Below are 14,672 nucleotides of genomic sequence, written 5' to 3' on the forward strand. Positions count from 1 at the left end.
ATCTATATTTAACCTTTTCTCCTTCTTTTTAGCGTCCAATAAATTACAGCACCCACTCCGCCTAAAATAATGAGGATCGGCAAGTTTCCTATAATAAAAACAATCAGTCCTGAAACTGCTTTAAGTAAAAAATTCGCACTCGTTGCGAATTGCTTCTTCGTTCTCTCCCATGTATTCAATTTTTTATTATCAATACCTGGCACAATAATATGGTCTTGCGATAAAGTTATTGTTACCGTTGAAAACGAGGTTTGGTTTTCAAGATACTTTATTTGCCCAACTAGCTGCTCTATCTCCTCTTGGACAGTGGCAAGATCGGATGATATTTTCAGCAAATCTTCCGTTTTCTTAGCATCCTTCATGAATGCAAGTAACCTCTCTTCCACAGCCCGCTTTGATTTCAGTCTTGCCTTTAAATCTACATACTGCTCTGTTACATCCTGGCCTGTCACATTTCTTTCGACCACTTCTGAAGCCTGCTCCTCGGTATCAACAAGAAAATCCTGAAAACGAGCTTCCGGAATCCGTACTGTAATCGAACCTTCTACCATCTCTTCATTTTCCCTGTATACATTCGACTCTACAACATAGCCGCCGTATTCGTTCGCCTTTCTTTCAATCTTCATTTGTGTTTTTTCAAGATTTTTCACTTTCAACTGAAGCTGTGCTTGATGGATGACCATTCTTTCATTTGTTGCCGCTTCTTTTTCCGCCTGCTTATCAGAAGCCTGTTCTCCAGATAAGGAGGCGTCCATTTTACTTTCCACTTTTCCTTCCTGTGACTTCGACAAGGATTCTTCTTTATCATTACTACTGCATGCCCCCAATAAAAGAAACAAGCTGAAAATAAGTATCACTTTTTTTCGATTCATCGGTATTCCTCCTTCTCTTAACATTACCGACGAATAATTTGGAAGAAAGTTACACTTCAATGATGAAAGGTACTGGTATACAAACATCCAAATTATGTATAAAGATGGTGGTTAGTATATTGACTATAGAAAATTAGCTAAAAGTGTATTAGTTGCGATTTTCAGAGGCTCATTTGTGGACGTATTAGCCACAAGAAATACTAAAGAAATTTGAAAGCGGGGATATATCAACCTTTCTATAAAGGAAGAGTTTATTCTAACAATACAAAGGAAACAATAGGAATTATAATCAGCAATGGGAAGTCGGGATATAGTGGAAAATTTCAAAATTAGCGCTCGACAATTTACAATATTAGTTATTTTATTTTCTATAGGTACGACCATCTTGGTGATTCCTGGAATTATGGCTCAAGAGGTAAAACAAGATGCTTGGATTGCAGCTGTAATTGGTACAGGCATAGGTTTATTGCTGGTGGCTTTATATATCGCCGTAGGCAGGATGTTCCCCACTAAGACACTGGTTGAAATCATTGAAACACTTTTTGGCAAATGGTTAGGTAAGGCAGTCTCCATTACATTTGTTTTTTTTTCACTTTACTCCACGGCAGAACTATTGCTTTATGTTGGGAATTTCTTAACTACACAGATTATGCCTGATACACCAATTGAAGCGATCCATATCCTTTTCGCATGCATCTTAATAATGGGAGTTCGACTTGGTCTTGAACCGTTGGCTCGTTCTGCAGAATTGTTATTTCCTATCTTTGTTTTTTTATTCGTAATTCTAGTGGTTTCAATATTATTACCTCCTGCTGAATATAAGTTTGATAATATACAGCCCGTATTTGAAACAGGAATAAAACCGATGATTCATGCTGTTTTTCTTTTTACAAGTATTTTTTCTTTGCCATTGTTTGTTTTATTAATGATTTTTCCTGTTTCAGTGAATCAACCAAAAGCAGCTGAAAAAAGCTTTTTTATCGGAGTACTAATCGGCGGAATCTGTTTACTCATCATTATCGCTTTAACTATTATAGTTTTAGGTGTAGATAATACTGCCAGAAACACGTATCCTAGTTATGCTTTGGCCAGAAAAATAAACGTTGGCGATTTTCTTCAAAGGATTGAAGCAATAATGGCTATCATGTGGATTATCACGATTTATTATAAAATGTCTTTTTACTTTTACGCTTCTGTCATAGGTCTTGCACAAACATTGAATATGAAGGATTATCGGCCACTTACGCTACCCTTAGGGATGATCATAGTTTCGCTTTCCTTATTTATACATCCCAATGTGGTACATTCATCCACATTTGATAAAGAAATTTGGCCCCTATACGTTTCAACGTACGGACTTGTACTTCCTATTCTCTTATTAATAGTCAATGCATTCCGAAAAAAAATACATCAAAAATAAAAAACGTTTCATTGAATACTCCAGATTTTCAGAGTATAGATAATTTACATAAAATCTACTCTAAGAAAATTTATGTAAATGTCTTTCTGTTTTTTTATAGGATTTTGAATAGGAAGGGTTTAGGGACTAAAAGCATTCATTTTAGCCATCAATTTCGAACAATATGTCCCCCTAATGGTCGTTTATGGAACACCCTGAACAAATTGCCAACGATTGGTAAACTGTATCGCTATGACCCATTTTTAAACGTATCTCGGCTGAACCCCTATAAATAAATAGAGTGAAAGGAGTCTCGTCTATGAAACGGAGCTACACCATGTTTATCATACTAATCGTATTCCTGTTATTCACTACGGGTTGCTGGAACCGTCGTGAATTAAATGAACTGGCTATTACGCTGGCCATAGGACTAGATCGTACAAAAGATGGTCAATATCTTGTAACAGCCCAAGTAGTAAATCCTGGAGAATTAGCTACGGGAAAAGGAGGCGGTGGAGGTTCCGACGGGTCACCGACAATCATCTATCAGGCGAAAGGGGAAACTATATTTGAGGCTTTCCGACAAATGACAAAGGAATCCCCTAGAAAAATATATCCCTCACATCTTCGAACCCTCGTGATTGGTGAGTCATTAGCAAAAAAAGGAATTGGGAAACCGTTAGATATTCTCTCAAGAGACTGGGAACTCCGATCCGATTTTTATATCGTCGTAGCTAAGGGAATGAAAGCAGCAGAGATCCTGAAGGTGCCCACGTCTTTAGAAAAAATACCTGCAAATGAAATATTTGATACCCTGGAAGTCTCTGCAGCTGCATGGTCAGCGACAAGTTCCGTTAACTTAGACGATTTGATTTCAGATATAGTAAATGAAGGAAAACAACCTGTGTTAACAGGAATCCAAGCAGATATAAAAGGTGATAAAAAAACTTCTTTAAGCAAACAGAATGTAGAAATGATTGATCCCCCTGCTCGTTTGAAGTTTCAAGGATTAGCAGTATTTAATGAGGATAAATTAGTTGGCTGGCTAAATGAGAAACAAAGCAAAACGTATACCGTCATTACAAATAAGGAGAAAAGTACAGCTGTGAATTTATCGTGTCCTAAGGGCGGAAAAGCTGTGTATGAAGTGAAAAGGTCAAACACGGAAATGAAGGGTAAGATAAAGAATGGAAAACCTGAGATAGATCTAAATATTCATGTGGAAGGCAATTTAGGCGAAGTAGAATGTCAAATCGATTTGACAAAACCAGAAACGATTGAAAAATTAGAGAAAATTTATGAAAAAGAAGCGAAGAGATTTTTCATGAATTCAATAAAACAGGTACAGAAAAATGAGAAAGTAGACATTTTTGGATTTGGTGAGGCGATTCATCGAGCTGATCCTAAAGCCTGGAAAAAACTAAAAAAAGATTGGGATAAAAATTTTGAGCACGTGCCTGTAAATATAAAGGTGCAAGGAGAGATCCGAAACATAGGTACGGTTGGTAATTCCGTTTTAGAAAAAATAAAGTAATTGGCTTGGTTTATTATGAAATGAGGTTACGTTGTGTTTCATGAATCCCTTTTTTTGAATGGAATCTATTTGAACATGGCCCCTCATTTCACAAATGGTTGCTGTACCCCTATTTGCGATACTCACACAAAAGCATAAACCAAGTTATCTAAAGTGTACTTTTGAAAATTAATCGGATTTTTCAAGCATCTAGCAGATTTATTTCAAAAAGAAAAGGAACTGCCTCCAGCTCCTGATGTGAATGATGGCCTCATTGCTCCGACACACACTGATTAAGTTCTTTAGCCATTTGTTATTAAATTGACCACTCTTTTAATTTAAGTCTGAACATTATCATCATCATGAGAATCATTTTCCGCCAATGAGTGCGCTTCTTCAAATTTTACTGCAATATAGACAACTAAACCGCCTAAACTATCCTCGATAAGTCTGCTTTCAAAAACTTTCCCTTTTTGATCACGTTCGTCTAAATACTCGATATGAAGTGGACACACTTCCTTATTTTTCAACTATCAACCATATGTAAAAAATGCCCGTTTTAAGCATCCCTTCATATTCCATTTTCACTTTAATACTTTCTCAATCATGTCGGAAAGCGGTTTATAAATAGCTGTAATCCAGTCTAGTGGATTGGGAATCTTGATATTCAGTGCTTGGGCAACGCTTAACGCAGTTCCGAATAGTAGAAGAATGGAAAATATCCATAATTCCTTTTTTAATTTTTTCCTCAACAGACTAGGAGCCTCAATAGCGATAATCACAGCGACAATGACAAGGATTCCTGCAACAGCCAACAATTTCTACTACTCCTTTCTCTATTTGCTTTATAACAGAATGGGATACTGTACCGTCAAATCTTTGTATCTACCCAGACAAGTCAAAGTTGTTTATTCCAATCCTTCTTATACCTTTTTGGTATCTTAGAATCGCCATGATAAATGGCTTTATCCAACTAAATAGAAGCGTTTTTTGTGTATTTTGATACCATTTTGATAACTTTGTTGTCAATCTCACACTTTATCCCGCGGCGGTTTCGGTGCCGAGGTCTGCTCGCGTTTATTGTTTTGCTGGCTGATTAAACGGGGGCGGGCAAACATCCCCCATCTCGGTACCCGAATAAGCGTATCCTTCATGTCTTTACCGATAAAAGGAGCAAAAGGACTCATATAGGGAACCCCATAGGAACGCAAGCTGCACAAGTGAAGAACAAGTGCAATGACCCCAACGATTATCCCGAATAAGCCAAAAGTAGCGGCAAGCACCATCATCGGGAAACGGAGTATTCTAATCGACATGGATATGGTAAATGACGGAAGAACGAAGCTTGAAATAGCCGTGATTGCAACAACGATTACCATGGCGGCCGATACGATTCCAGCCTCTACTGCCGCTGTTCCAATCACCAGTGTCCCTACAATAGATATAGCCTGTCCTATAGCTTTTGGCATTCGTAAACTAGCCTCCCGCAAGATTTCAAACGCAACTTCCATCATAAGAGCTTCAATGAATGCAGGAAAGGGAACCCCTTCTCGTTGAGCGGCTAGACCGATCAATAGTTTAGTTGGTAACATTTCCTGATGATACGTGGTGATAGCGATATATAGGGATGGTCCTAGTAGAGCAATAAAAATAGTAAAAAAACGAAGCAAACGAATAAGGGTGGCAATGTCTGCACGCTGATAATAATCTTCCGCGGATTGTACAAAGGAGACGAACAGTGCCGGGACGACTAGAACAATCGGCGTTCCGTCCACTAGTATGGCGACTTTCCCTTCCAACAGCTCGGCGGCAATCACATCAGGGCGTTCAGAATAATAGATAGTCGGAAAAGGGGTGTGCGTCTCATCTTGAATCAATTCCTCAATATAACCACTTTCTAGGATTCCATCGATATCGATTCGATCCAGACGCGTGTGCACTTCTTCGACAACTTTGTCATTCACAATTCCGTCGATGTACATGATTGCTACATCGGTTTTGGTCAAGTTTCCAATTTTTTTCGATTCCAACCAAAGTTGAGGAGTCTTTATTTTTCGTCGAATTAGCGCCGTATTGGTACGCAAGCTCTCCGTAAAACCTTCCTTTGGTCCCCTAACGACGGTTTCCGTGGTGGATTCCATTACACCACGGTCTTTTCCACCACGCATACCGATTGTAAACCCTTGTGCATATCCATCCAATAAAAGAATAACATCCCCTGATAACAGGGAAGTAAATAAGGAACTGAATTCCGTAACATCCTGTATGTCTCCTACCGCAAGGATGCGGCCTTTCAATAATTGTAAAACATTTTGTTGAGACGATATCATTTGCTCTTGATCAGGATGGATATCTAACATGAGTGATTCCAGGATAAAGTTCTGAATGGAATTAGTGTCCACCAATCCATCCGTATAAAAAATACATGCTTTAACGTTTGGCTCTTTGCCAATTTGTATTTCTCTAATCACGATATCGCTGCTATTTCCAAGCTGCTGCTTTACATGTTGAATGTTTCCTTGGAGGCTTGTTTTTAACAAGTCTTTGTTCGTTTCCTTATTTTGATCGACTTGTTTGAATGAGGAGAGGTTAATGCTGTTTTTTCTTTGTTTTTTAAATAAACTCATACATTTTATCCCCCTCTCAGTCTTTTTCTTTTTCAGAAGGTAGAGTTATTAGATTTCTTCCAAAATTCTTGAGAAAAGATTTGATAAGTTAACTTGGTTTTTAAAGCACTTGTAATTTCATATTTTATTCTCTACTATGTATTTGCTAATTCATTATGGTCAATTGCTTGTGAAGGTTGTATATATATAATTGGCCTAGTGACTGAGAATCCCCGATTTCAATGTTATTAATGCCACTCATAGGTCTTTCTAAAATAAAACTGCAAATGAGGTCTTTATTAGCTAACCCATTTATCTAAATAATCTGGACTGTTTTCAAATACAGGGTTTTCTCCCTTTTTTTTATTATCCGGTTGCATGAATTGGTCACTTTCTTTTAACACTCCAAGTTTATAGTGTTACCTAATGAAGTGCTAGATGTCTTCACTATTATCATGCCTATTTTCCAATTTTTAATACTTTTAGATAATAAATACTTTTCATGATACCCTGCACGGAACAACCTTACTGACACTCATTAATTCAACTGCTTTCGAGATGCGACCGTATAGCAGGAATAGTAATGTTCCCGAACTTTTGTATGTTCAGAAAAATTAATAGAAAAGAGAGCGTCCCTTTGTATTACGGAACGCTCTCTTTTTAATATTTTTGCGAGTAAATCCTGCAAATTCACGAGTAAATACATAAAACTTACGAGTAAACACACCAAATTCACGAGTAAACTTTAATTTGACTGGTAATCTTCAATTAATTATTGATATTCGTAATTCTGCCTTCTATACCTGCCGTGATCTTTCCACCTTTAAAGGTATCTTTCACATAGTTAACGAAAGCCTCTAGATCAGCATGTCCAAACACACGCTCTTTTCCTTTTAAAACGGTATAATTATCGCCACCGCTTGCCATGAAGTCATTGACGGTCACGGTGTAAGTTTCTGTATCCTCAATTGGCGTTCCATCCGCTTTCTTCAATAAAGTGACACGTTCCGTGACAGGTTTACTGAAATCGGCCGTATAGCTCAATCCTGAGATTTGTAACGTTTTCGGAGAGCCTTCAACAATCCATTGCTGTTGAAGCAATGTTTTCACTTCAGCCCCAGTTAGTTCAAGTCGGACCAACACATTTCCGAACGGCTGGATTTTCGCTAAATCAGAAAAGGTAACTTCTCCTTTTGGAATATCTGCGCGAATTCCACCTGGATTCATGAAGGCAAAATCAGATTTCAAATCGGCCTTCATGGAGTCCGCAATTAAATTCCCAAGACCAGTTTCTTGTGTATAGGCATTGGCTCTTAAAAATTTCTCATCCGTTGTCCCTAGTGGGGTTTTCAATTCAGGGAACATGTCTAGATAACCGTTAATAAATTTAGTCGTCCCAGCATCTGGCGTGATGCCATCTTGTGTAACTGTAACAATTTCGGCTGACTTTTTAACAATATCCTTTGTGTTTGGATCGATTTCCAAATCAACATCTTCAAAAGCCGTTCCATAAGAATAAGCTTGTACAATCAATTTATTATCTACATAGTTATTGACCCTTGCATGATTATCTCCAGCTAAAATTACATCGACTTCATCATCTACCGCTTTGGCAAGATCCGCTACTTCACCAGTAATGACACCGTCTTTTTCAGTACCTGGGTCATGCGAGATGACGACAATTGATTTTACACCTTTTTTCTTCAACTCATTAACCGCCTTATTTACGGCAGGTGCCTGTTCTATAAATTCCACATTCTTAATGCCATCCGGACTGACTTTTTGAGGTGTGGCATTCGTGACTACACCTATGAAACCAATATCAACCCCGCCGACCTTTTTTATGACGTAAGGGTCCAAAATAGGTTTTTTCGTGTCTTTATATACGACATTGGCAACCACATACGGAAAGTTCAATTTATCAAATACTACATCCGATGTAGGTGACTTTCCGCCATTGATTTGAGCCATCAGGGTTTCTACCCCTTTATCGAACTCATGGTTCCCGAGAGTTCCTACATCAAATTTCATATTATTTAAAAACTGAAGCGTCGGTTTGTCCTGGACCAAAGAGGAAACAGGAGCACTTGCCCCTACTGCATCCCCAGCTGATAGTAAAAGTGTATTTTCAGGGTTTTCAGCTTTACGCTGCTTTAAGTGCGCCGCTAAATAATCAGCACGTCCTTGTTTGACCCCACTAAATTCAGAAGTAGTGTCCAACTGGCCATGAAGATCATTGATTCCAAGCAATTGCACTTTAATGTTTTCTTTCCCCAGATTGAATTTGTAAATACCAAAGCCTTTATCATCTTTTTTACCTGTATAAGAAATCGGGCTATCTTCATTTAAATATTCCGCACCCTTTGGTGATGAGGTGAACGTAACATTCACCTTGCCTGAAATTGGGGCAATCGACCAGTTATTATCAGCGGTTGGATTGATCTCCTTCTCTTGTGTAATGTAATCCATCAAGATCTGGCGATTTTCATCCGCAGAGTCAACTACGTATTCGCTTCCCTTGACTCCCGGGAAGTTTCCACCGCCCGAAGCACGGTAATTATTCGTCACGACGATGAAATCCTGATTAGGATTGACTGCTTCACCATTATATTCTAAATTGGTAATCCTGCTTGAATCTGACACTTTTATTCCTTTTTCATCATAACGCGGAGCCTTAGTGACATCGATTTGATACGTAACACCGTCAATCACATCAAAATTATAGACGGCAAACTTTCCATTAAGCAATTCCTGTTCCTCAGTCTTAGCCGGATCAATTGTATTATATTTCCCCGCAGACATTTCAAGCCATTCTTTTACTACGGAACCTTTGATTTTAATCGCTTTCAAGGTATTATCGTATAAATATAAGTCGCCGGCGCTGCGAATTGTCAAACCACCTTTTTTTATTTCGGTGAATTCTTCGACTCCATTTCGTCCTGCTTTGAAAGGAGCTCCTACAGAGAGAATAGGCAAGTCTTTGTATTCAGGTCGGTTGCTTTGGATGTATTTTTCTACATACCATTTCTGTGCGCTTGTCACGACTTGTACAGAAGGATCATCTTGCACAAGGGCGAAGTAACTATGAATTGGAGCTGTAGTCGTTCCAATTGGTGTGTTAACATACTTGATCGTTCCTTCGTGCTCCTTTTTAACGGCTTTGACGACAGATGCATCTTCAGCTGCTTTTTTCCCTGTTATTTTGTCGTTGATTGCTCGTGTTGATGAATCTGAGTTAACGACTTTCCATTTCCCCTTGATATTCTGGATATCAAGATCGATAATCCCTAGATTACTACCGCCATATCCTGCTTGAACGGCCGGTACACCATTGATTGTACCCTTTTTATTATCCACATCTTTAAGAACTTTTCCTTGGCTATCTTTAAATAAGCTGTCTAAAGAAGCTTCATCTTGTGCCGGAAAGACCTTATGTGTATGGGAGAACGTGATAGCATCGATATCAGACACTTTACTTAATGAATAGATGACATCCTCGGTGTTCTTTGTGTCGCCATTAAAACCAGAATGTGTAAGCGCCACGATGACATCTGCGCCCTTTTTCTTCATTTCAGGTACATATTTTTTTGCTGTTGTGACGATTTCTTTTGTAACGACCTTACCATCAAGGTTCGTTTTATCCCAATCCATGATTTGTGGCGGAGCAAATCCTATGTAGCCTACTTTTACGGATTTTTCAGCTCCATTAATATCTTTTACTTTCTTGGTGACAATTTTATAAGGGGTATATTTATTTTTGTCGTTTTTTGGATTTTTATCTTTATCCTTTTTATAAATATTTGCATTTACATAAGAGAAGTTCGCATCGTTGATGGCTTCATCTAAATAGGACAACCCATAGTTGAATTCGTGATTGCCAAATGTAGCTACATCATAATTAAGCAAATTCATTGCTTTATAGACAGGGTGGACTTCACCTTTCTTCAGTGGAACTACCTTCGCTTTGTATGTACCAAGCGGTGTACCTTGAATAAGGTCCCCATTATCTACTAAAACACTATTTTTCACTTCTTTTCTCGCCTGCTTGATTAAAGTTGCTGTGCGTGAAAAGCCGACTGAATCTGATACAGCATCTTTATAATAATCATAGCTTACTAGATTTGTGTGTATATCTGTCGTTTCCATAATCCTTAGTTCAAACGGGGCATCGGAAACGGAGGTTGCTAGGCTGGTGCCAAAATTGCTCGTATTGCCGTTATACTTGGAGACTACGGATATCTTAATCCAATAACCTGATTTGTACGAGTTGAAGTATGCGGAAAATTTCTGGGCTGATTTAATATCAGTCTCAACAGCTGACTGTGAAACAACCTTCTTTCCATTCATTAGCTGGAAGACAACAGTTTCCTTCCCCGTATTTCCTTTTTTCGGTGTGACCGTTACTGTAGCTTTTGCCCCATTTGTATAATTAACAGTAGGAGATGAGATGACAAACGGTTTAGTCGTGACAGGTTTCTTGGCAGCCTCTTTGGCGGATGCCTCCATCGGTACGGTAAATGGAGTCGTAATTAAACTCACAGCAAGAACCGGGGCTAGTATTTTTTTTACATTGGACTTAAACGACATACTTCACAACCCTTCTATATTTTTTGTAAAATTCTAGAATAATATAACATGATTTTGTCGAAAAAGTGTCACAATTTACCTCAATTTTAAGAAACTATAATAAAAAGTACTATTTTAGCTAATTCATTTTAAAACCTGTGACGCTATTGACTTTCAAATATATGTAATTATTAATAAATTTTACCGAATCATAGTAGGTAATCTCCCTTTAATACATGCAAAGAGGCATATGAGCCAGCCTACTAATTATAGATTAACTTGTAGTTTCTTCTTTCTCTGCAGCTCTTTTTCTAATTGGAACGGTTTTATGTGACAGTGTGTAATCCTTTTGAAGCGTCTTATAGAATGAAAGCATGATCAACAGATGCAGACTGCAATCCGGATAATCCGCTTACTAAAAGCAGGACTGATGTGTTTAAGAAAAATAAGTTTATTCCCTACTTTTCAATCCTTAATCCTCCATTATGAAAAAACGATAGGAATTAAATATCTAAAAAGCCGGTAAAGCAGGTTCCTTTACCGGTTTCTTTCATGCTTAAATAAGAACTTACAAAACTCGATCAATCACACTGGCAGATACCGGTTTGATTCCGATTTCCCTCGACCAGATAGACAGCTGGCCAATATGATGAATTTCATGGGCAATCAGATGGCGTAATATCCTGCCTATTTCATATGTCCCCTCCATCCAAGAAGGCTCAACTATCTCATTCTCCCAATCAGGTGAATACGAGTACAAAAAAACTTTCACTTCAGAATGATAACGTTCCGATAAGCCTTTTACCTTCTCGATTGTATTGTAAGAATCCATATCAATCTCTCTATCTGGCTTCCCTTGAATCGTCCGAATCCAACTGTATTCAACATCAATAATATGAACGAGTGTTTTTAAGATAGTGCCCATCCCACCACTCCGCTGCCGTAAAAGTTCAGCACTCGATACAGTCTGGCACCACTCAAACCACTCTCTTCTCACCTGCCAGTTATAGGTGAATAACGTTAGCATCCTATTCCCCCCTTATGTACCTTCACCCAAGCATCATCTTGCGAATTCCTCAATGCTTTTTGTTTCTATTTATTTACTCAGTCAGATATCTCACTTAGTTTTAACTGACATACCGTTTTTAAGTTGGACCATTGAATCCATTCATACAATTATGTCATTCAGCCTTCTAACTTTTTATACTGATAATAATCCTGGCGTTGAACGGTTTTGAATCCGCAAGATTCATAAAGTCTTAAAGCATGATCATTGGTTGCTTCTACTTCAAGAAAAATATCATACCCAAGTTGCCGTTGTTCGGCTACAATCCTTTTCAGCACCTTTCTGCCAAGCCCTTTTCCCTGGTATTCCGGAAAAATTGCAAATCCATAAATCCATGCTTCTCCGCCCGAATGATCAACACGGATTTTACCGACCGCTCGACCATCTTTTTCAATCATCATTGTTTTCAAAGTATCCTCGATTTGAACACGTTGATAATAATCTCGCGCTTCTTTTTCCGAAAACTTAAAACAATGAACATCCAGCTGAATTTCCGTTTCCGCATCATCTCTGTTTGAAGGACGAACGACCACATCCTCATAATTATCCAGCTCCATGTTTGACCATTTCATTTGATACTCAGAAAAGGAAAACTCACATGGCAGTTGCTTCATAAACCCCTGCCCTGAATGAGATTGGGCAGGGGTATTCAGGATAATTAGCTTATAGTCCCGCTGCAAAGCAGTCCTTAAAGCTTCGTCCATTAAATCTGTAAAAATCCCTTGCCTCCGGAAGTCTGGATGAACCATCCCACACATCTCTACTTTATTCCCGAAATCATAAAGACCAAGAAAACCGACAAGTTTGACTCCCACGTAATGAAAGAAATCATTCTTCATTACACCATTTCGGCTGCGAAGCGTCTCCCAATTTAGCTTTAAAGTAAAATCTTCCTGTTCACATCTCTGTTGCAGACTTTCGATATCATCGAGCTGTTTTTTGTTCAAAATTGTCACCCCTTTTCCATAATATCAGTTTATTACCAAAAAAATAAGAAAAGCAGCACCCTTTATTGGGATGCTGCAAGCTTTCTATAAGTTTATTTATTAAAGTTGTTTTTTTAAAAGTATTTTCACTTTAACCTATAAAACTAAAATCGTATGAGAGGAGGATTTCCTACCTAATTCTATTGTCGGATGAATTATAGTAGTAAAATGATTCAATTTGACGATTATTTATCACCCATTTTATGGTATATTCCAAATAATGGAGTATCATTATCCCTATCCGACTCAAAAGGAGGAATTTAATGGACTCACTTTCCATCGTCCCGAATTCTTTATACCCGAATTTCGGATCCTCTTTTGTATAGAATCCGAAATTCGGTTTTCACTACCTAGCGACGTAACGTCCTGAGGTTATCGTTTCGTTTTATGAGCGGACTTTTTTAAGTTCTCGACGTCCGTTGTCAGTTCTTTTAATTTTTTACCGAAGCGGAAGAGCAAAAACATAGAAACGACGAATGGATAGCCAAAATCGCTAACTAATGACACCCACATAGTAGCATCCTCAATCATCATCCTCTTCACCCCTTTTCTTGTATCTGATATCTAAAGTGAAACTTGTTTCAGAAAATCAATCTAGCACTATTGATTTATGGTAAAAAGAACGAATGTTCGTATATAATTGATTTATTCCCCTTGTCTATCACTTTAATAATTAAAGGAGGGATAGCAATGAACAAGTTAACTTCTCATTTCTTTTCTCATTCATTAGAATTTTTACAACAGCATTATTCGTCATTCTTCGAACAGCCAATCATTCAATTATTTTTACAGAATCCAGAGCATTTAAAAATTTTCACTGATACTTTAGATTCCCCTTCTACACACAACATTGGTCATCTCAACGAGACCTTTAAAATTTTCTATTATCGGGCAAGAGTATACAAATACATGTGCTCTTTAATTTACTTCTTCTCAGTTGATTTTGATAAAAGAGCACGAAAACAACGGGAACGCTATCGAATGGTACTTGATGCGACACCAAAGGATACCGGAAGAATGATTGACCGAATTGGCAACTTGGATGGACGACTTGAAAAGATGGGGGAAACCGATGAACTATCCTCCCACATAAGTGATGAAAAATTGATAGAAGCCTTAAAAAATTTAACAACCAAGCAAAACCTGGTACTAACCATGGCCTTTACCTATGGACTATCCAACAAAGAAATTGCGGCTTATTTTCATGAGTCACCTCAGAATATTTCAAGCATACGTAAACAAGCTCTCAAAAAACTGCAAAAGTACTATATGAATGATGTTTATGATAGGAAGGAGAAAAGGTATTGTGGATAAAAAACTCTCAAAAGAAGAATTAATTGACCTAATTGATTCTTTGAATCCTAAAATAAAAAAATCATTAAAAAACACACATTATCAAGACAGAAATGACCTAGAGCAAGATATCAAACTCAAAATCATTGAATCATACGAAAAAATAGCCGCTATCGAAGCACCAAATTTCGAAGAGTTCCTTGCAGAATTCTTAACTAAACAAAAACGTTAAAAGAGTACCAAGTTCAGCTCATGCTGGACTTGGTACTCTTTTTTACCGCTGCCATGTATTGTGTCAATTAAGCACTTAATCGCATCACTCCAGTATCATAAAAAGCCTTACTTCTATCAAAGCAAGTAAGGTTACGCTA

Annotated in this window: 12 protein-coding genes; 4 read left to right on the forward strand and 8 right to left on the reverse strand. The window is 37.9% G+C overall.

Annotation, left to right across the window (positions count from 1 at the left end; genetic code table 11):
- Positions 1 to 8: 8 nt before the first annotated feature.
- Positions 9 to 872, reverse strand: a complete 864-nt coding sequence (locus RE409_RS24930; RefSeq protein WP_201250306.1) for a DUF4349 domain-containing protein — start codon at positions 870 to 872, stop codon at positions 9 to 11.
- 313 nt (positions 873 to 1,185) lie between these two features.
- Between RE409_RS24930 and RE409_RS24935 the strand changes: the two genes are divergently transcribed.
- Both RE409_RS24935 and RE409_RS24940 read left to right on the forward strand, forming a co-directional pair.
- The gene (locus RE409_RS24935) at positions 1,186 to 2,292 is read left to right on the forward strand and encodes a GerAB/ArcD/ProY family transporter (RefSeq protein WP_309558242.1); all 1,107 of its coding nucleotides are present in this window, start codon (positions 1,186 to 1,188) and stop codon (positions 2,290 to 2,292) included.
- Between the two features lie 298 nt (positions 2,293 to 2,590).
- Complete coding sequence (locus tag RE409_RS24940; protein ID WP_201222772.1) at positions 2,591 to 3,805, forward strand: Ger(x)C family spore germination protein; 1,215 nt, start codon at positions 2,591 to 2,593, stop codon at positions 3,803 to 3,805.
- 317 nt (positions 3,806 to 4,122) lie between these two features.
- Here the strand turns inward: RE409_RS24940 and RE409_RS24945 are convergent, their stop codons facing one another.
- The 7 genes from RE409_RS24945 to RE409_RS24975 form a co-directional block, all read right to left on the reverse strand.
- Positions 4,123 to 4,314, reverse strand: a complete 192-nt coding sequence (locus tag RE409_RS24945) for a YciI family protein (RefSeq protein ID WP_309558243.1) — start codon at positions 4,312 to 4,314, stop codon at positions 4,123 to 4,125.
- A 54-nt stretch (positions 4,315 to 4,368) separates the two neighbouring features.
- Entirely contained in the window at positions 4,369 to 4,602 is a 234-nt protein-coding gene (locus tag RE409_RS24950) for a hypothetical protein (protein ID WP_201250304.1), read from the reverse strand.
- Positions 4,603 to 4,815: 213 nt separating this feature from the next.
- Positions 4,816 to 6,411, reverse strand: a complete 1,596-nt coding sequence (locus RE409_RS24955) for a spore germination protein (RefSeq protein WP_309558244.1) — start codon at positions 6,409 to 6,411, stop codon at positions 4,816 to 4,818.
- A 747-nt stretch (positions 6,412 to 7,158) separates the two neighbouring features.
- The gene (locus RE409_RS24960; protein ID WP_309558245.1) at positions 7,159 to 10,977 is read right to left on the reverse strand and encodes a bifunctional 2',3'-cyclic-nucleotide 2'-phosphodiesterase/3'-nucleotidase; all 3,819 of its coding nucleotides are present in this window, start codon (positions 10,975 to 10,977) and stop codon (positions 7,159 to 7,161) included.
- Between the two features lie 547 nt (positions 10,978 to 11,524).
- Complete coding sequence (locus RE409_RS24965; protein WP_201187134.1) at positions 11,525 to 11,983, reverse strand: DinB family protein; 459 nt, start codon at positions 11,981 to 11,983, stop codon at positions 11,525 to 11,527.
- Between the two features lie 158 nt (positions 11,984 to 12,141).
- Positions 12,142 to 12,978, reverse strand: coding sequence for a GNAT family N-acetyltransferase (locus RE409_RS24970; RefSeq protein WP_309558246.1), 837 nt, complete (start codon positions 12,976 to 12,978; stop codon positions 12,142 to 12,144).
- Positions 12,979 to 13,380: 402 nt separating this feature from the next.
- Positions 13,381 to 13,542 (reverse strand): YvrJ family protein, encoded by a 162-nt coding sequence (locus RE409_RS24975; protein WP_082527571.1) that lies wholly within the window; start codon positions 13,540 to 13,542, stop codon positions 13,381 to 13,383.
- A gap of 156 nt (positions 13,543 to 13,698) precedes the next feature.
- Between RE409_RS24975 and RE409_RS24980 the strand changes: the two genes are divergently transcribed.
- Positions 13,699 to 14,322 (forward strand): sigma-70 family RNA polymerase sigma factor, encoded by a 624-nt coding sequence (locus tag RE409_RS24980; protein ID WP_056525642.1) that lies wholly within the window; start codon positions 13,699 to 13,701, stop codon positions 14,320 to 14,322.
- A complete protein-coding gene (locus RE409_RS24985; protein WP_201222769.1) occupies positions 14,315 to 14,533 on the forward strand; it encodes a hypothetical protein in 219 nt (72 codons plus the stop codon). Before RE409_RS24980 ends, RE409_RS24985 begins: the two co-directional genes overlap by 8 nt.
- The last annotated feature ends 139 nt before the right edge of the window (positions 14,534 to 14,672 follow it).

Origin of the sequence: Peribacillus sp. R9-11 (assembly GCF_031345095.1) — a bacterium.
In the GTDB taxonomy this organism is placed as follows: Bacteria; Bacillota; Bacilli; order Bacillales; family DSM-1321; genus Peribacillus; species Peribacillus butanolivorans.

Excerpts from the sequence above, each read along its gene's own strand:
- RE409_RS24980 (WP_056525642.1), top strand. The coding sequence starts at position 13,699 with ATGAACAAGTTAACTTCTCATTTCTTTTCTCATTCATTAGAATTTTTA.
- RE409_RS24940 (WP_201222772.1), top strand. The coding sequence starts at position 2,591 with ATGAAACGGAGCTACACCATGTTTATCATACTAATCGTATTCCTGTTA.
- RE409_RS24960 (WP_309558245.1), bottom strand. The coding sequence starts at position 10,977 with ATGTCGTTTAAGTCCAATGTAAAAAAAATACTAGCCCCGGTTCTTGCT.
- RE409_RS24965 (WP_201187134.1), bottom strand. The coding sequence starts at position 11,983 with ATGCTAACGTTATTCACCTATAACTGGCAGGTGAGAAGAGAGTGGTTT.
- RE409_RS24975 (WP_082527571.1), bottom strand. The coding sequence starts at position 13,542 with ATGATGATTGAGGATGCTACTATGTGGGTGTCATTAGTTAGCGATTTT.
- RE409_RS24955 (WP_309558244.1), bottom strand. The coding sequence starts at position 6,411 with ATGAGTTTATTTAAAAAACAAAGAAAAAACAGCATTAACCTCTCCTCA.
- RE409_RS24930 (WP_201250306.1), bottom strand. The coding sequence starts at position 872 with ATGAATCGAAAAAAAGTGATACTTATTTTCAGCTTGTTTCTTTTATTG.